Origin of the sequence: Micrococcus lylae NBRC 15355, from assembly GCF_001570885.1 — a bacterium.
In the GTDB taxonomy this organism is placed as follows: Bacteria; Actinomycetota; Actinomycetes; order Actinomycetales; family Micrococcaceae; genus Micrococcus; species Micrococcus lylae.
In genome coordinates, this window is sequence record NZ_BCSN01000007.1 from 1 (window position 1) to 16739 (window position 16739).

The 16739-nt window shown below is 71.4% G+C and carries 18 protein-coding genes; 9 read left to right on the top strand and 9 right to left on the bottom strand.

The window, feature by feature from the left end; all coding sequences use genetic code 11:
- Window positions 1-314: 314 nt before the first annotated feature.
- Window positions 315-629 carry a hypothetical protein gene (locus tag MLY01S_RS02800; protein WP_087133573.1) on the bottom strand — a complete coding sequence of 105 codons (315 nt, stop codon included), beginning with the start codon at window positions 627-629 and terminating at the stop codon, window positions 315-317.
- A gap of 368 nt (window positions 630-997) precedes the next feature.
- On the opposite strand from MLY01S_RS02800, the gene MLY01S_RS02805 reads away from it, so the two are divergent.
- A complete protein-coding gene (locus MLY01S_RS02805) occupies window positions 998-1969 on the top strand; it encodes a potassium channel beta subunit family protein (protein WP_245232027.1) in 972 nt (323 codons plus the stop codon).
- A 61-nt stretch (window positions 1970-2030) separates the two neighbouring features.
- Entirely contained in the window at window positions 2031-2948 is a 918-nt protein-coding gene (locus tag MLY01S_RS02810) for a hypothetical protein (protein ID WP_067189104.1), read from the top strand.
- A gap of 20 nt (window positions 2949-2968) precedes the next feature.
- Here MLY01S_RS02810 and MLY01S_RS02815 read toward each other — a convergent pair whose 3' ends face one another.
- Complete coding sequence (locus MLY01S_RS02815; RefSeq protein WP_082739562.1) at window positions 2969-3715, bottom strand: CDP-alcohol phosphatidyltransferase family protein; 747 nt, start codon at window positions 3713-3715, stop codon at window positions 2969-2971.
- Window positions 3716-4010: 295 nt separating this feature from the next.
- Between MLY01S_RS02815 and MLY01S_RS02820 the strand changes: the two genes are divergently transcribed.
- The 5 genes from MLY01S_RS02820 (at window position 4011) to MLY01S_RS02840 (ending at window position 9961) form a co-directional block, all read left to right on the top strand.
- Window positions 4011-5087 (top strand): 2,3-butanediol dehydrogenase, encoded by a 1077-nt coding sequence (locus MLY01S_RS02820; RefSeq protein WP_067189210.1) that lies wholly within the window; start codon window positions 4011-4013, stop codon window positions 5085-5087.
- A gap of 121 nt (window positions 5088-5208) precedes the next feature.
- Window positions 5209-6246 (top strand): Bug family tripartite tricarboxylate transporter substrate binding protein, encoded by a 1038-nt coding sequence (locus MLY01S_RS02825; protein WP_082739565.1) that lies wholly within the window; start codon window positions 5209-5211, stop codon window positions 6244-6246.
- Window positions 6243-6851: a tripartite tricarboxylate transporter TctB family protein gene (locus MLY01S_RS02830; RefSeq protein WP_245232028.1), complete on the top strand. Its 609-nt coding sequence runs from the start codon at window positions 6243-6245 to the stop codon at window positions 6849-6851. Before MLY01S_RS02825 ends, MLY01S_RS02830 begins: the two co-directional genes overlap by 4 nt.
- A complete protein-coding gene (locus tag MLY01S_RS02835; protein ID WP_067189108.1) occupies window positions 6851-8401 on the top strand; it encodes a tripartite tricarboxylate transporter permease in 1551 nt (516 codons plus the stop codon). Before MLY01S_RS02830 ends, MLY01S_RS02835 begins: the two co-directional genes overlap by 1 nt.
- Window positions 8402-8563: 162 nt before the next feature.
- Window positions 8564-9961 (top strand): sodium/glutamate symporter, encoded by a 1398-nt coding sequence (locus tag MLY01S_RS02840; RefSeq protein WP_067189110.1) that lies wholly within the window; start codon window positions 8564-8566, stop codon window positions 9959-9961.
- Window positions 9962-9991: 30 nt separating this feature from the next.
- Here the strand turns inward: MLY01S_RS02840 and MLY01S_RS02845 are convergent, their stop codons facing one another.
- The 5 genes from MLY01S_RS02845 to aroA form a co-directional block, all read right to left on the bottom strand.
- Entirely contained in the window at window positions 9992-10387 is a 396-nt protein-coding gene (locus MLY01S_RS02845) for a FluC/FEX family fluoride channel (protein ID WP_067189118.1), read from the bottom strand.
- Entirely contained in the window at window positions 10384-10938 is a 555-nt protein-coding gene (locus MLY01S_RS02850) for a CrcB family protein (RefSeq protein WP_067189120.1), read from the bottom strand. The genes MLY01S_RS02845 and MLY01S_RS02850 overlap by 4 nt, the downstream gene beginning before the upstream one ends.
- A complete protein-coding gene (hisN, locus tag MLY01S_RS02855; protein WP_082739567.1) occupies window positions 10931-11776 on the bottom strand; it encodes a histidinol-phosphatase in 846 nt (281 codons plus the stop codon). The genes MLY01S_RS02850 and hisN overlap by 8 nt, the downstream gene beginning before the upstream one ends.
- 85 nt (window positions 11777-11861) lie before the next feature.
- Window positions 11862-12968, bottom strand: coding sequence for a ribosome small subunit-dependent GTPase A (gene rsgA, locus MLY01S_RS02860; protein ID WP_067189125.1), 1107 nt, complete (start codon window positions 12966-12968; stop codon window positions 11862-11864).
- Entirely contained in the window at window positions 12969-14405 is a 1437-nt protein-coding gene (gene aroA / locus MLY01S_RS02865; protein ID WP_082739568.1) for a 3-phosphoshikimate 1-carboxyvinyltransferase, read from the bottom strand.
- A gap of 189 nt (window positions 14406-14594) precedes the next feature.
- Here aroA and MLY01S_RS02870 point away from each other — a divergent pair, with 189 nt between their 5' ends.
- Both MLY01S_RS02870 and rsrA read left to right on the top strand, forming a co-directional pair.
- On the top strand, window positions 14595-15347 hold the full coding sequence (locus MLY01S_RS02870; protein ID WP_082739582.1) for a sigma-70 family RNA polymerase sigma factor: 753 nt from the start codon (window positions 14595-14597) through the stop codon (window positions 15345-15347).
- Complete coding sequence (gene rsrA / locus MLY01S_RS02875; RefSeq protein ID WP_067189127.1) at window positions 15344-15610, top strand: mycothiol system anti-sigma-R factor; 267 nt, start codon at window positions 15344-15346, stop codon at window positions 15608-15610. Before MLY01S_RS02870 ends, rsrA begins: the two co-directional genes overlap by 4 nt.
- A 190-nt stretch (window positions 15611-15800) precedes the next feature.
- Here the strand turns inward: rsrA and MLY01S_RS13110 are convergent, their stop codons facing one another.
- A complete protein-coding gene (locus MLY01S_RS13110) occupies window positions 15801-15875 on the bottom strand; it encodes a 50S ribosomal protein bL37 (protein ID WP_102213400.1) in 75 nt (24 codons plus the stop codon).
- 173 nt (window positions 15876-16048) lie between these two features.
- On the bottom strand, window positions 16049-16654 hold the full coding sequence (locus MLY01S_RS02880; RefSeq protein WP_067189128.1) for a GDSL-type esterase/lipase family protein: 606 nt from the start codon (window positions 16652-16654) through the stop codon (window positions 16049-16051).
- Window positions 16655-16739 lie beyond the last annotated feature (85 nt).

The following is a 16739-nucleotide window of genomic DNA, read 5'->3' on the forward strand; positions in this document are numbered from 1 at the left end:
GCTAGCGGAGCCCTACGGGCCCAGGTCTCCCGGTCCCGCACTCCAGTCGACCCTCCGCCCCCGCTCTGCGACATTCGCCCACGGCAAATAGACCCCCGTGTTTCGGAGCGTCTGTTGCTATGGCCCTGGATACGCCGTCGACTGGAGTTCCCTCGCCCGGCGGTTCGGACGATTCGGGAGGGGTGTCACTGCGCCTGAGTTGATTAGCAGCTCGGTAGGCTTTCCATGCTGGAGGCTCACGCTGTGACCTCGTGCCGCCCACCGGCGTTGCGACGATGGGCAGGGCGCGGCCCCGCGTACCGGGGCCGGAGGCTCTAGGGCACGCCCTGGCCGGAGAAGGTACGCCACAGGGCATGGACCGTGGGGCCGATGACACGGTGCTCACGAGTCGCCCACAGGTCTACAGGCACGTCCTCGCCGGGCAGGTGAACCCGATACGTACCGGAGGCGTCGCAGTGTGTGTGCGCGTGAATGGTGCCGTCCTGGCCGACCATGACTTCGGCGTACATGTCGCCGTGGTGGGCGCGTCCAGTGTCCGCGAGGGGAGCGGGGTCCGTATCGGGGCGCGCGCCGATCTGCGCGAGGACGCGGGCGGCGTCGTCCGTGTAGTAGCCGCCCATTGTCAGCACGCCCCTACAAGGACAGACGGGGTCGAAAGAAGAAAGAAGCCCGCCACCGTGAGCACCACCGATCTGGCGGTGCGGGCGACGGGCTGGAGAATGCCGGGGAGGGTGCGGGTAGGCTGAGACATGACTTCACGCGCTTTCGTGGGGTCCACACCCCCCAGACGGTTGCCGCCGTCGCGGGGGTCTTCTTCTGTCCACCGCCTGACCGGGACGGTCTGCGCCTCACATAATGCCTAGTCAACGCCGGATTGGGGGATAGTCCCGCCGGCTCCACTCACCACCACGGGAAGGCCCCGGAACCCTCACGGTTCCGGGGCCTTTTCACGTCCGTGGGCTCTGAACTGTGCAGGCACCGGTAGTAGCGTGGAGCCATGAGCGACATGATCTACAACCGTCTCGGTTCCTCCGGCCTCCAGGTCTCCCAGTTCAGCTTCGGCTCCTGGGTGACCTTCGGCACCCAGGTCGACGTGGGACTGGCCAGGGACCAGATGGCCGCCGCCAAGGAGGGCGGCGTCAACTTCTTCGACAACGCGGAGGTCTACGCCGGCGGCGAGTCGGAGACCATCATGGGCCGCGCCCTGTCCGAGCTCGGCTGGCAGCGCCACGAGTACGTCGTCTCCACCAAGCTGTTCTGGGGCATCCATGACGGCGTGGTGAACATGAAGAACACCCTGAACCGCAAGTACCTGATGCAGGGCATCGACGGCTCCCTCGAGCGCCTCGGCCTGGACTTCGTGGACCTCGTCTTCTGCCACCGCCCGGACCCGAACACTCCGATCGAGGAGACCGTCTGGGCCATGAGCGACATGATCAGCCAGGGCAAGGCCCTGTACTGGGGCACCTCCGAGTGGAGCGCGGACGAGATCCGCGCCGCCTGGAACATCGCCGAGCGCCACCACCTGCACAAGCCCGTCATGGAGCAGCCGCAGTACAACCTGCTGCACCGCACCAAGGTGGAGAAGGAGTTCGCCCGCCTCTACGAGGACATCGGCCTCGGCCTGACCACGTGGAGCCCGCTGGCCTCCGGCATCCTCTCCGGCAAGTACGTGGACGGCATCCCGGCCGGCTCCCGCGGCGCCCTGAAGGGCTACGACTTCGTGAAGGACTCGATCGCCGACGAGCAGATCACCGCGAAGATCCGTCAGCTCGTGGACCTGGCGAAGGAGCTCGACGTGACCGCCGCCCAGCTGGCCCTGGCCTGGACCGCGTCCAACCCGCACGTGTCCACCGTGATCCTCGGCGCCTCGACCGTGGACCAGGTCCAGGAGAACCTCGAGGCCCTCGACGTGATTGAGCTGGTGACCGACGAGGTGCGCGAGCGCCTGGAGACGATCTTCGTCTGAGCGGCTGAGGTTCCGACCTGAGGCGGATGTCCAGCCGGTCCTCGGCGAGGAGACTGGAGCAGTGCTCGCCCTGTTCTCCCTCACCGAGGTCCCGCTGGTACGTTCCGTGTCCTTCGACCCGGACGTGCTCGTGAAGGTCAGCGGCGCGGACCGGATCGGCGGACTGCGCAGTGTGAACGTGCGTGAGGTGGATGTGCTCCACGACCTCCGCCCGGCCCAGGCCGAGGCCGTGATGGAGGCGGTCGGGGCCATGCTGAAGGACTCCCTGGCCCGCCGCGTCTGCCTCTGGCTTGCCGCCGTGGATTCCGTGGACCTGCCGCGTCTGCAGGAGCTGTTCGGTGAGGCTCTCGTCGTGGCGGGCCCGCTGTGCCCGGTGCCGGAGCAGTGGCGGCTGCGCCTGCCGGACGCCGTCGAGCTCGTGCCGATCGCCGTCAATCCCTCGACCCTGATGCGCTTGAAACTCGCCGGCACGGACGTCGAGCAGGCCTGGGCACGCCGTCACCTCGAGGGCCTGGACTCCGCCCGCCTGTCCGGCGCAGACTTACGGGTGCTCCGGGACGGCGGCGTGGACCTGCTCGAGCGCTCCGGCCTCTACCGGACCCTGCACTCGCCGGTCTTCTGGGCCTACACCGTGGTGATGGCCTACTCGCTGTGCCGGGCGCTGCCGGTGCTCTGGGTGCCGCACTTCCACGGCAACATCTGGGTGCTCTGGGGGATCGACGTGGTCACCGCCGTCCCGTACACCTGGGGAGTGGTGACGCTTGTGGCCGGCCGCACGTGGCGGTGGCGCCTGACCGGTCTGATCGTCACCCTGGTGACGCTGATGGCCCCGTACGTCTACTTCTGGAGCCACGGCCGCGGCTACCCGCCGATCGTGGATGTGATCATCGGGGTGCTCATCGCAGGCGCGGTGCTGCTGGAGGTCGGCCGCTGGCTGCGGGACCGCCGGGTGGCGGCTGCCGTGCGCGCCGCGCGCTGACGCCCTCCGGCGTCTGCTGCTCAGGCGGCGGGCCCCTCATCGACCGGGTCGGTGGCCTTCGCCCCGCGGAGCGCACCGGCCACGGTCCGCCATACACAGGTGAGCAGGAACCAGGCTCCGGTGGCCCAGAACACCATGAACAGCCAGGTCGGCCGTACCGGGTGGATCGCCACGAGCCAGCCTGCGGAGATGGTCCAGGCACAGACCGCGAGGATGTTCAAGGCCATGAAGCGGCGCACACGGAACGGGTGGGTGTAGTGCGTCGGCACCAGGGTCAGCACTGCGAGCACAAGCGTCACCGCGATGTTCACCACGGCACCGGTCTGCATCACCCACAGGGCCACAGCCACGATGTTCCACGCCGCCGGGAACCCGACGAAGTAGTAGTCCGCGGACTTCCACTCCTCGTTGGCGTAGCAGAACATCGAGGACACCAACACGACCACCAAGAGGATCATCGGCAGCGGTCCACCGCCCCACGGTAGGTGCAGGTACATGAACAGGGCGGGGATGAACGTCCAGGTCAGGTAGTCCACCACGATGTCCACGGTGCCGCCGTCGAACCACGGCACGTGCCGCTTCACGTCGGCTCTGCGCGCGAGGGTGCCGTCCACGGCGTCGACCGCCATGGCGACACAGAGCCAGAGCCACATCATGGCGATTTCGCCCTGGATGAGCGCGAGGACCGCCAGGGCGGCGAACAGGAAGCCGGAGAGCGTGAAGGCGTGCACGCACCAGGCGAGGATGCGCTGAGCGGGAGAGTTCACGGTGTGGCTCCTGTTCGGATCGAGGCGGGGCCTCCGGACGTAGACAGGCACTGATCGTAGACCCTGGGGCGGGAGGATCCGGGACGGCGTCGGGCGCGCCGCCACAGGTCCTGCCCAGGTCGCCGCGCGGCCCCCGTCGGCTTTCATCTGCCTGCTTCCCGACGACGGCCGCCCGCATCCGCTCGACGGCTCGCCGCGGTGCCGGAGGCGAGGGGTGTCCCGTGCCGGTCCGCCAGGAGCATGCTGGTGGTGTCCCCTCTTCACCGACCACGCCAGGAGGTTCCCCATGAGCACCATGCGCGCCGCTCGCTTCCACGGACAGAAGGACATTCGCATCGACGAGATCGACACCCCCACCGCCGGCCCGGGGCAGGTGCTGGTGGACGTCGCCTGGTGCGGCATCTGCGGCACGGACCTGCACGAGTACCTCGAGGGCCCGATCTTCGTCCCGCAGCCCGGCCACCCCCACCCGGTCACCGGGGAGGAGCCGCCGGTCACCATGGGCCACGAGTTCTCCGGCGTCGTCGCCGAGCTCGGCGAGGGCGTCACCGACCTCGAGGCCGGCGACCACGTGGTGATCGAGCCGTACATCATCCGTGAGGACGTGGACACCGGGCCGGAGTCGAAGACCTACCACCTGTCCCAGGACATGAACTTCATCGGCCTCGGCGGCCACGGCGGCGGCCTGGGGGAGAAGGTCGCCGTGGACCGCCGCTGGGTGCATCGGATCTCGAAGGACGTGCCGCTGGACCAGGCGGCGCTGATCGAGCCGCTGACCGTCGGCTTCCATGCCGTCGAGCGTTCCGGGGTGAAGGCCGGTGACGTCGCCCTGATCGGCGGCGCGGGCCCCATCGGCCTGCTCACAGCAGCGGTCCTGAAGGCCCAGGGCGTCACGGTCGTCATGTCGGAGCTGTCCGAGCTGCGCCGCAAGAAGGCGGTCGAGTCCGGCGTCGCGGACCACACCTTCGACCCGCGGGAGACCGACGTCGTCGAGGAGGTCAAGAAGCTGACCGACGGCCGTGGAGCGGACGTCGCGTTCGAGTGCACCTCCGTCCAGGTCGTGCTCGACACGCTGATGGACGCGGTGAAGCCCCGTGGCGTGATCGTCATCGTCTCCATCTGGGGCCAGCGCTCGGACTTCGACATCCACAAGCTCGTGATGAAGGAGATCGACCTGCGCGGCACCATCGCCTACGTGAACAACCACCCGGAGACCATCGAGCTCGTGGAGTCCGGCAAGATCGATCTCGCCCCGTTCATCACCGGCAAGATCGGTCTGGAGGGTCTGGTGGACGAGGGCTTCGACACCCTCATCCACCGCAACGAGACCGCGGTGAAGATCCTCGTCTCGCCCTCGGGCAAGGGGCTGTGACCCCCGCTCGGATCCCGTGATCCGGTCCTGAGGTGATCGGGGGCTCCTGGATGCAGTACGATCGTCCGACCTGTGACGCCTGTCACGGATTTCACTCGTCGCTCGCCCTTCAGGAGCCCCCATGTCACCGTCCCACCGTCACGCGGGTCAGAAGGCCGCCGCCCCGCCGGGCCGCACGATCGGCGTCGGCACCGTGGTCTTCGCCCTCATCGCGGTCGTGTCCATTGCGGCCGCGTCCTTCTTCTCCGTCCGTGCCGCGGGCACGGACGACGACCTGCGCTCCAACCTGACCTACATCGCCCCGGCCGGCGTCGGCGGCGGCTGGGACTCCTTTGCGCGTGAGGGCCAGCAGGCCATGCGCAGCGAGGGCATCGTGAACAACGTGCAGGTGGTCAACATCCCGGGTGCCGGCGGCACCATCGGGCTGAGCAACTTCGTCACCAAGTCCGGTCAGGCGAACACGATCATGGCCACCGGCGCGGCCATGACCGGCGGCATCGCCACCAACGACTCCCAGTACACGCTCGAGGACGTGCGCCCGATCGCCCGCATAGCGGAGGACTACAACGCGTTCATCGTGAAGGCGGACGCCCCGTGGAACACCATGGAGGAGTTCGTCGAGGCCTGGAAGGCCGACCCGAAGGGCATGGTGTGGACCGGCGGCTCCGTCGGGTCCATCGACCACCTGGTGATCGCCCAGCTGGCCATCGACGTGGGCATCGACCCGAAGGACCTGACCTTCATTCCGAAGGCCGGCGGCGGCGAGTCGGTGCAGTCGCTGATGGCGGGCACCGCGGACATCGCGGTGACCGGCTTCAACGAGGTCGGCGACCAGATCGACGCCGGACGGGTGAAGGGGTTGGCCATCACCGCTCCGGAGCGCTTCGACGACTACCCGGACCTGCCGACCTTCAAGGACCTCGGCTACGCCGTGAACCTGGTGAACTGGCGCGGCATCGTGGCCGCCCCGGGCGTGTCGGACGAGGAGTTCGCCTCCCTCGAGCAGATCGTCACCGAATCCCGTGACTCGGCCTCCTGGAAGGACTCCCTGGAGCGCAACCGCTGGGAGGACTCCTTCCTCACCGGCCCCGAGCTCATCGACTTCATCCGGGAGGACCAGACCAAGGCCCGCGAGCTCATGAAGGAGCTGGGACTGTGAGCATCCACCAGAAGACCGCTGCGCAGGCACCCGCCTCCGCGCGCACCGCACCCGAGCCGTCGGCAGGCTTCGGTCACGGCCGCTCGGGACTCGTCGTCCCGCTGATCCTCGCCGTCTTCAGCACCTACCTGCTGATCGGCGTGCTGACCATGGAGGTGCCGGAGGGCACGGACCCGCCGGGCCCGACCTTCTTCCCGACCATCGTGCTGGTGGCCGGCTACGTGATCGCCGTGCTGCTGGCGCTGCGGATCCTGAAGACCCCGGAGCCGGCGGAGCCGGCGACCTTCGGCGAGCACGACGACGTCTCGGCCGAGGAGCGCCGCGCCGCCGAGGAGGCCGCGGCCGTGCAGTATCCGACGTTCACCGACTGGCGCTGCGTCGCCTGGGCCGTCGGCGGATTCCTGGCCTTCGCCGCACTGCTGCAGTTCGCCGGCTGGATCCTGGCGGCCGCACTGCTGTTCTGGTGCGTGGCCCGGTCCATGGACTCCCGCACCCCGCTGCGTGACGTGGTGGTGGCGTTGACGGTGTCCTCGATCGTCTACCTGGCCTTCAGCGTCGCCCTGGGCCTGAACCTGCCCTCGGGCCTGATCGGAGGTGGCTTCTGATGGAGGCACTGTCCCTGCTCATGGAGGGCTTCGCCCACGCGTTCACCCCCATGAACCTCGTGTTCGTCCTCGTCGGATGCCTCCTCGGCACCGCGGTGGGCGTCCTGCCCGGCCTGGGCTCGTCCATGGCCGTGGCGCTGCTGCTGCCGATGACGTTCGCCCTGGACCCGACCGCCGCGTTCATCATGTTCGCCGGCGTCTACTTCGGCGGCCTGTTCGGCGACTCGACCATGGCCATCCTCATGAACACCCCGGGCCAGGCCTCGGCGATCGCCTCCACCTTCGAGGGGCACAAGATGGCCCGTGCCGGCCGCGCCCCGCAGGCGTTGGCCACCGCGGCGATCGGTGCGTTCATCGGTGGCATGGTCTCCTGTGTGCTGGTGGTCTTCCTGGCCCCGGCGCTGGCGGATTTGTCCGCGAACTTCGGCCCGGCCGAGTACTTCGCGCTGGCCCTGTTCGCCTTCGTGGCGACCTCCTCGGTGGTGGCGGACGACGTCCTGAAGGGCCTGCTGGCCCTCGTGCTGGGCCTGGGCATCGCCACGGTCGGCATCGACTCGGTCTCCGGCGCGGAGCGCTTCTCCCTGGGCGTGCCGCAGCTGTTCGACGGCGTCTCCCTGGTGACCGTCACCGTCGCGCTGCTGGCCCTCGGCGAGGTCTTCCACGTGGCCTCCCGCATCCGCCGCGACCCCGCCGCCCGCTCGATCCCGTCCGCCGGTCGGCCGTTCCTGTCCGGCGCCGAGTTCCGCGAGGCGCTGCCGGCCTGGCTGCGCGGCACGGGCATCGGCCTGCCGTTCGGCGTGGTCCCGGTGGGCGGAGCGGACGTGCCCACGTTCATCGCGTACGGCGTGGAGAAGAACCTGGACAAGCGCCGCACGACCCCGATGTTCGGCAAGGGCGCGATCCGGGGCCTGGCCGCCCCCGAAGCCGCCGGCAACGCGACCACCGGCACCGCCATGGGGGCCCTGCTCGCCCTGGGACTGCCGGTCTCGGCCACCGCGGCGATCATGCTGGCCGCCTTCCAGCAGTACGGTCTGCAGCCGGGCCCGCTGCTGTTCGAGCGTGCGCCGGACCTGGTCTGGGGCCTGCTGGCCTCGTTCTTCATCGCGATGATCGTGCTGCTGGTGCTGAACCTGCCGTTCGCCCCGCTGTGGGCCAAGCTGCTGCTGATCCCGAAGCCGTACCTGTTCGGCGGCATCGCGGTGTTCTGCGGCCTGGGCGTCTACGCCACGTCGGCGTCCACGTTCGACCTGTTCCTGCTGACCGGCCTGGGCTTCCTCGGATTCCTGATGCGCCGCTACGCGGTGCCGCTGGCGCCGCTGCTGATCGGCATGGTCCTCGGCCCGCTCGCCGAGACCTCGCTGCGCGACGCCCTGATGTCCTCCGGCGGCGACTACTCCGTCTTCGTCGACAGCGGCATCACGATCGCGGTCTACGTGCTGCTTGCGCTGGCCATCGGCATCTCGATCGTCGGCCGCGCCCGCGCCGCCCGCGCGGAGAAGACGGCCGCCGGGTCGGCCGTCGAGCACGAGGAGGTTCCGGCCGGACGCTGACCGCCCCCCTTCCCGGCGACGGCCCCTCACCCGGCCCTGCCGGCCCACCCTCCGCGGTGGGCCGGCAGGCGGAGGCGAGGGGCCGTCGTCGTGCCCTGGCACCGGTAGAGTCCTGCCGGAGGGCCGCCACCGGGGTGCCCCCGGCGTGGAAAGGCTCCTGGCATGGATGCTGCACTGTTTCGTGAGACCCTCATCGGCGACGTCGGGCTGATCGGCATCCTGCTGCTCGTCGCCGTCGTGCTGCGGGCCAAGGTCCGCTTCTTCCAGTGGCTCGTGATGCCGGCCCCGGTGATCGCCGGGCTGCTGGGGTTCCTCCTCAGCCCCCAGGTGGCGGGCACGTGGGGCCTGGGCGTCGGCGGCTGGACGTTCACCGGCCTGCCGTTCTCCGCGTACATCGGCTCCTACACCACCCTCCTCATCGCCGTGGTGTTCGCCTGCATGGCGCTGTCCCAGTCCTTCTCCTTCACGAGGATGAACGGCCCGCTGGCCGGGTTCGCCGGGTACGGGGTGCTCATGTCCGCCGGGCAGGTGGTCGTCGGCATGCTGTTCGTGCTGCTCCTGCTGGGCCCTGCGATGGGCACCTCGGACGGCATCGGCATGGTGCTGTTCGCCTCCTGGTCCGGCGGGTTCGGCACGTCCGCCGCCCTCGGCGACGTCTTCGCCGGCGCCGGACACCCGGAAATCACATCCATCGCCTTCACCTCGGCCACCGTGGGCATGCTCTCCGGGATCACCGGCGGCGTGGTCCTGGCCAAGATCGGCTCCGTCCGCGGCCACACCCGGGCGTTCAACACCGCCGACGCGTTCACCCCGTCGGTCCGCACGGGCGTGCTGGAGCACGACGACCGCCCGGTCGCGGCCCGCCACACCATGTCCGGCTCGTCCCTGGAGACCCTCACCCTGCACGTCGCCCTGGTCGGCGTCGTCCTCGCCCTCGGCTGGCTCTTCATGACCACCACCGCAGACCTGCTCGGCGACTTCGCGCTGCCGCTGTTCGCCAGCGCCTTCCTGGCGGGCATCGTGGTGCGGTGGTGCGTGGTCCGCAGCGGCGCCGTCCGCGTGATGGACCCGAAGACCTTGAAGTCCCTGTCCGGGATGGCCTCGGATCTGCTGATCGTCTGCGGCATCGTGTCCATCGAGCCGGCGTTCGTGGCGGACCATCTCACGGAGCTGGTCCTGCTGTTCGTCCTCGGCCTGGCGTTCTGCCTGTTCCTCGGGCTCGTGGTGGCCCCGCGGTACCTGGGCGAGAGCTGGTTCGAGAAGCAGATCTTCACCTGGGGCTGGGCCACCGGCTCCGTGGCCACCGGCATCGCCCTGCTGCGCATCGTGGACCCGGAGCTCGAGTCCGGGACCGTGGAGGACTTCGGCTACGCCTACATGCCGCTGATCCCGGTGGAGGGCGCCGCGGTGGCGGTCGCGCCCCTGCTGATCGTCGCCGGAGCGCCCTGGGCGGTCGTGGCGATCTGGGGCGTCATCGCCGTCCTCGGCGCGGTGGTGATGGTGCGGCAGGGCGGCCCGGCCGAGCAACGCACGGGTCCGGCCACCGCCGCCCGAGTCTGACCGTCCCGAGGGCCGTCCCCGCGGGCCGGTTCAGAGGGGCGGCTCAAGGGCCCAGGCGCCCACCCAGAACCCGACGACGAAGGCGACAACGCCCAGGCCCAGGTGCAGCGCCCAGATTCGCGCGGCACGGGCCAGAGCGGCCTTGCGGGTGCCGGCATCCGCGGCGGCGTCCACCGCCTGCAGAGCCAGCGTGGAGAAGGTGCCCAGGGCCAGCGCGAACGTCGCGGCGACCGGGAGCGTGAACGGCGCGTGCGGCAGGGCCGAGAGCAGCGGCACGGCCGCGCCGAGTACCAGCGCGGCGAGCACATTGGCGGCGAGGACACCCCGCGGGGACAGCCACCGGTCCAGGGCGAAGCGGAGCATGGCGCCGCACGCGCCGGCCAGGGCCGTGGCCGGCAGCAGGGCGGGGGAGTCCAGCAGGGTCATCGTGCGGCCTCCCGCGCCGGGTCCGCAGCCCCCGAACGGGACCCGGCACGAAGCCCCGCCCAGGCGCACAGCGTGCCGGCGGCGGCGACCGCAGCCACCAGCAGCAGCCCGGCGCCGAGACCGCCGAGGATCCGCTCGGCGGACGCCGTGCCCGGCGCGGACAGCGCTGCGGTGACAGGGGTGCCCAGCAGCGCCGCCAGCGCGCTGAAGGAGGTGTAGGCGCCCAGCACCCCGGTGCCCAGGGCAGCGGTCACCCGTTCGTCCCACGGCGCCCGGGACGTCCGTGCCCGGCCGTTGAGCAGGCCGAGCAGGAACGCGCCGAGCAGGTTGGCCACCACCATGGCGGGGGTGCTCCCCGCCGCGGGGCCGAACAGGGCCGCACCCGGCCCGTCCAGCAGCGCGTGGGTGCCGGCGTTGAGCAGCACGCCCAGCGCGCCGCCGAGACCGACCCACAGCACGAGGGGACCGGGCAGGCGGCGGTGCGGGGACGCCGTCGGGAAGGGGGAGGCGGGGCCCGGGCCGGTGGCTCCCGGGCGGGCCGGCTCAGCCATCGGCGCGCAGGCGGCCGAGGACCTCCTCGTGGAGGTGGCCGTTGGTGGCCAGGGCGTTGCCGCCGAAGGGGCCCTCCTGGCCGTCCAGGGAGGTGAAGCGGCCGCCGGCCTCGCGGACGATCGGCACCAGGGCGGCCATGTCATGCAGGTCCAACTCCGGCTCGCACGCGATGTCCACGGCGCCCTCGGCCAGCAGCATGTAGGACCAGAAGTCGCCGAAGGCGCGCACCCGCCACACGTCCGAGGTCAGCTCCAGGAACGGGCGGATCTGCCCGCGCTCGCGCCAGCCCTCCAGCGAGGAGAAGGACAGCGAGGCGTCCGAGAGCTCGGAGACGCCGGAGACGTGGATGCGCTCGGCGCGCGTCAGGGAGGTGCCGGCGAAGGCGCCCTGGCCGTTCGCGGCCCACCAGCGGCGATGCAGGGCCGGGGCGGAGACCACGCCGAGCACCGGCTCGCCGTCCTCCAGCAGCGCGATCAGCGTGGCCCACACGGGGACGCCGCGCACGAAGTTCTTGGTGCCGTCGATGGGGTCGATCACCCAGGTGCGCCCGTCGCGTCCCTCGGTCTCGCCGAACTCCTCGCCCAGGATTCCGTCGCGGGCACGGGCGCGGGACAGGGCGGATCGGATGGCCTCCTCGGCGGCGGTGTCCGCATCCGAGACCGGCGTCAGGTCCGGCTTCGTGGAGACCTCCAGGTCCAGCGCCCTGAAACGGGACATGGTGAGGGAGTCCACATTGTCCGCGAGCATGTGGGCCAGGCGCAGGTCTTCGGTGTGGTCCTTGTGCTCCCGCGGGGCACGGTCGGCGGGGGCGGTGGTCTCGGCTCCGGTGCTCTCCATGGGCCCCACGCTATCCTGTCCGGTCCGCCGCGGGGCAGAAGGAGCCGCCGATCCTCAGGGCGTCCACGGCGCGGGATGCCGCGGCTCAGCTTTCCTGGGGCGCCTCCGAGGACTCCGAACCCGGCTCTGCGGCGCCGGCGCGGTTGGCCAGCAGGCGGCGCAGGGACTCCAGACGGTGGGCGCCGGCGGCACCGGCCTTCCCGGCACGGACCCAGGGGTCCAGGCCGCAGTCCCCGTCGTCCCTCAGGTGGGTGCAGCCGGGCTGGCAGTCGGCCAGGGCGCCGGAGAGGTCGTCGAAGGCCTCCACCACGCGGTCCGGCTCCACCCAGCCCAGGCCGAAGGAACGGATGCCGGGGGTGTCCACCACCCAGGTGTGCGGCACGGGGTTCCCCGCGGCGTCCGGCAGGGGCACGGCCAGCGCGGAGGAGGAGGTGTGGCGGCCGCGCCCGGTGACGGCGTTGACGTGCCCGGTGGCCCGGTCCGCGCCGGTCAGCGCGTTGAGCAGGGTGGACTTGCCCACGCCGGAGGGACCCACGAAGGCGGCGGTGTGCCCGCGCAGCCGCTCGGCCACCCGCTCCACCAGTGAGGCGTCCAGGTCCGTGTCCCCGGTCTGCTGCTCGAATGCGGAGGCGCCGGAGGTCATGACCTCCAGGTCCAGGTCCTCGTAGTGGCGGATCAGGTCCGCCGGGTCCTTCAGGTCCGTCTTGGTGATCAGCAGCAGCGGGTGGATGCCGGCGTCGTAGCAGGCCACCAGTGCACGGTCGATGAAGCCGGTGCGCGGCTCCGGGTTCGCCGCGGCCACCATGATCACCAGGATGTCCGCGTTGGCCACCACCACGCGCTCGACGGCGTCCGAGTCGTCCGCGGAGCGCCGCAGCACGGTCGTGCGCTCCTCGATGCGCACGATCCGCGCCAGCGTCCCCGGACGCCCGGACAGGTCCCCGACCACCGCCACCCGGTCGCCCGTGGCGATCGGGTTCCGGCGCAGCTCACGGGCGCGCATCGCGGTCACCGGAGCGTCCTGGCCGTCCAGGAAGACGGTGTACCGGCCGCGGTCCACCGTGGTCACCATGGCGATCCGCGCGTCCTCGTGCTTCGGCCGCTGTTTGGTGCGCGGCCGCGAGCCCCTCTTGTTCGGACGCACGCGCACATCCGACTCGTCCCAGGCGTTCGGGTCCACTCGGCGGCCCACTCAGGTCTCCTCCCCGCGCACCAGCGCCTCCCACATCGCCGGGAAGTCCGGCATGGTCTTTGCGGTCGTCCCCACGTCCCTCACCGTGGTGCCGGGCACCGCCAGCCCGACGACGGCCGCGAACGTGGCCATCCGATGGTCGTGGTAGGTCCGTGCCTCCGCCGGCGTCAGGTCCCCGGCGGCACCGCTCCCCGGGAAGTCCAGGCGGTCGGCGCCCTGACTCACGTGGACGCCGAAGCGGGCGGCCTCGGCGGTCAGGGCGGCCAGGCGGTCGGTCTCGTGCCCGCGCAGGTGGCCGATGCGGGTGAGCTGCGTCGGGCCCTCGGCGAGCAGCGCCAGGGCGGCGACGGTGGGGGCGAGCTCGGCGGTGTCCGGCACCTCGCCGGCACCGCAGACGACCGGGTCGCCGTCCGCGTCGCGGCCGCCGCGGACCTGAAGGATGCCGTGCGTGGGGTCCTCGGCGTCCGGGGTGAGACAGACCTGGGCGCCGAAGGCCGGCAGGATGCGCCGCCAGCGCTCGCCGATCTGTGTGGTCTGCGCGGGCCAGCGGGGAACGCGCACGGTGCCGCCGGTGACCGCGGCGGCGGCCAGGAACGGGCCGGCGTTGGACAGGTCCGGCTCCACGGTCATGGTGAACGGGTGCGGGCGGACGCCCGGCACGGTGAAGGTGCGCTCGTCCACGGCCGAGGCGTCCACGCCGACCTCCCGCAGTGCCGCCAGCGTCATGCCGACGTGCTCCGGGCTCGGCACGGCGGCCCCGGTGTGGCGGATCGTCAGGCCGCCCGGGTGGGCGCACGCGCTGAGCAGCGCCGCGGAGAGGAACTGGGAGGACTCGGAGGCGTCCAGTTCGAGGAGCCGGGGGCCGTCGTCGGGAAGGACGGATAGGCCCTCGGGAACGGCGAGGGTCAGCGGGAGACGGCCGGGCTCGCCCTCCTCCGTGACCTGCACGCCCAGGCTCCGCAGGGCCTCGACCGTGGCGCCCATGGGGCGGACGCGGGCGCCGGGGTCCCCGTCCAGGCGGACGGTGCCCGGGCGCAGGGCAGCCACCAGCGGCAGGAAGCGCATGACGGTGCCGGCCAGGCCGCAGTCGACCTCCACGGGCGCCGGGAGCGGCTCGCCGACCGGCAGGGGAGTGATGTGCAGGGCGCCGTCCGCGCCGTCCGAGAACCCGGCGCCGAGGGCGGTGAGCGCGGTACGCATCAGGTCCGTGTCCCGGCTGCGCAGCACCCCGTGCAGCGTGCAGGGCCCGGAGGCGAGCGCGGCGAGCACCAGCCAGCGGTTGGTCAGGGACTTCGAGCCGGGCAGCTCCACGGTGCCCTCCACCGGGCCGGTCGCGTGCGGTGCCGGCCACAGGTCCGGCCAGGGCCCGGCGCCTGCGGCGGCAGGGGGCGGGGCGGGGCAGGGGGCGGAAGGGGAGGTCTGCGGTGAGTCGGGCACGGGCTCCAGCCTACCGAGGCGGCGTGGGGGAAGGCAGGGCAGGGCCGGGGAATAGCGGCGCCTGTGGGGACGCTTCAGACACTGACGACGCGCACGTTCCGCCGATCCGGCGGGCCCGCGAGGAAGGAGGTCGCGCCGATGACGCCCACCATCGCACCGCCGCGGCCGGCCGCCGTAGACTGGCCGGTGATGACCGATCACATCTCCGCGGCCGAGGACGGCCGCCCCCAGGCTCCGGCCCACGACGAGACGCCGGCCGCATACGCCCGCCCGGAGAACGCGCCGGAGCACGACACGGCGGACATCGACGTGGCCGCAGAGACCGAGACGGACCGCCGCGCCCGTTTCGAGCGCGACGCCCTCGAGTTCGTGGACCAGCTCTACTCCGCCGCGCTGCGCATGACCCGCAACCCCCAGGACGCCGAGGACCTCGTCCAGGAGGCGTACACGAAGGCGTACTCGTCCTTCCACCAGTACCGTCCCGGCACCAACCTCAAGGCCTGGCTGTACCGGATCCTGACGAACACGTACATCAACCTCTACCGCAAGCGTCAGCGCGAGCCCCAGCAGGCCCAGACGGACACGGTGGAGGACTGGCAGATGGCCCGCGCCGCCGAGCACACCTCCACGGGTCTGCGCTCGGCCGAGACCGAGGCCCTCGACCGTCTGCCGGACTCCGAGGTCAAGGCCGCCCTGCAGTCCATCCCGGAGGACTTCCGCCTCGCGGTCTACTTCGCGGACGTGGAGGGCTACGCCTACAAGGAGATCGCCGAGATCCTCGACGTCCCGATCGGCACCGTCATGTCCCGCCTGCACCGCGGCCGCAAGCAGCTGCGGGAGGCGCTGTCCGAGTATGCCGCCGGACGCGGCATGGACGTCACCACCACCCCCGGCAAGAGCCGGAAGAAGACCACCGCCGCACAGAAGGAGGCGACGCGATGAACCGCCACGACGGATGCTGCGGGGCCTTCGGCGAAGGCCACCTGGAGCGGCTCTACGAATACCTGGACGGCGCCCTCACCGACGAGGACATCGAGGCCATGCGTCGACACCTTCAAGACTGCCCGGACTGTCATGAGCAGGCCGCGTTCGAGCAGCTGATCCGCTCCGAGGTGCGCCGCTGCTGCCAGGAGAAGGCGCCCGAGCAGCTGCGGGCCACCATACGCATGCGCATGACCCAGATCCGCGTCACCCGCTATGGGTGAGAGCGCCGGTCACTGCGCCAGAAGCCTGTCCCCGCCGCCTACTGGTGAGAACACACCGTCACCGGCCCGTTCCGGGGCGCCTTGACGGTGTGTCCTCACCAGTCGATGAGGCGGAACGAGGGCCCTCACCCGAGCGGGTGAGGGCCCTCGCCGTCTGTGGGAACCTCAACGGTCACCCCAGCGCCTGGCTTCAGGCGTTGGGACGCTTGCCGTGGTTCGCGCCGGACTTGCGGCGGTCGCGGCGCTTGCGGGCACGCTTGCTCATCTGCGCACCTCCTTCTCAGTTGCGAACTTCACCATTCTTCCACACCACGGCGGGGTCGCCGGGCGGGAGGAACGTGCACCTGTCACGGTGCGGGCTGTCGGGACGTCACGCACCCCGTGAAGGGGGCGGCCGTCGTCGTGATCCTCCGGCCGGGGCCGGCCGAGGGCACAGGATCAGGCGGTCGGCTCCGGGACGCCGAGCCACTGGTACCAGCCGCGGTGCAGCACCAGCCAGGCGATCAGGCCGTGGCCGGCCTGGCCCGGGCGGCCCTGGCCGGCGGCCAGGTCCGAGCGCCACTGCTCGTGGGACACCAGCGGGGTGAAGGTGTCCACGTAGACCGCGTGACGGCGGTCCGCGACGTCCGCGTAGGCGGCGTTCAGCTCGGCCAGGCGCCGGTTGCGCTCCTCGTCCAGCGACGGGGTCGGACCCACCACCAGAGTGCGGATGTCCTTCTGCGCCGCCGAGTCCAGGATGTTGGCCAGGTTCAGGCGGGACCGGGCCGTGGACGAGGCGTCCAAGTCCAGGTCAGCGTCGGACAGGGCCACCACGAGACGGTTCTCGGTGGTGTCGTCGAAGCGGCGCGAGGTCTCGGTCCACCAGCGCTCGTTGAGCTGCTCGGTGGTCTCGTGCGGCACGGCCAGCACATAGTTCTCCAGGCTCACGTCCGGGGCGCTGGTGCGGGCCAGGACGCGTCCCCACCAGCCGATCGCACGGGGGTCTCCGGCGCCGGCCAGGAGCTGGTCGCCGACGGCGGCGATGCGGATCTGGCGAGTGTCCACTGGGGGACTCCTTCTCGTTCTGAAGCGGTGTACGGGTGTCTGTCCGGCTGTGCCGCGGTCCGGCCCCGTGGGAACGGAGCCGGAC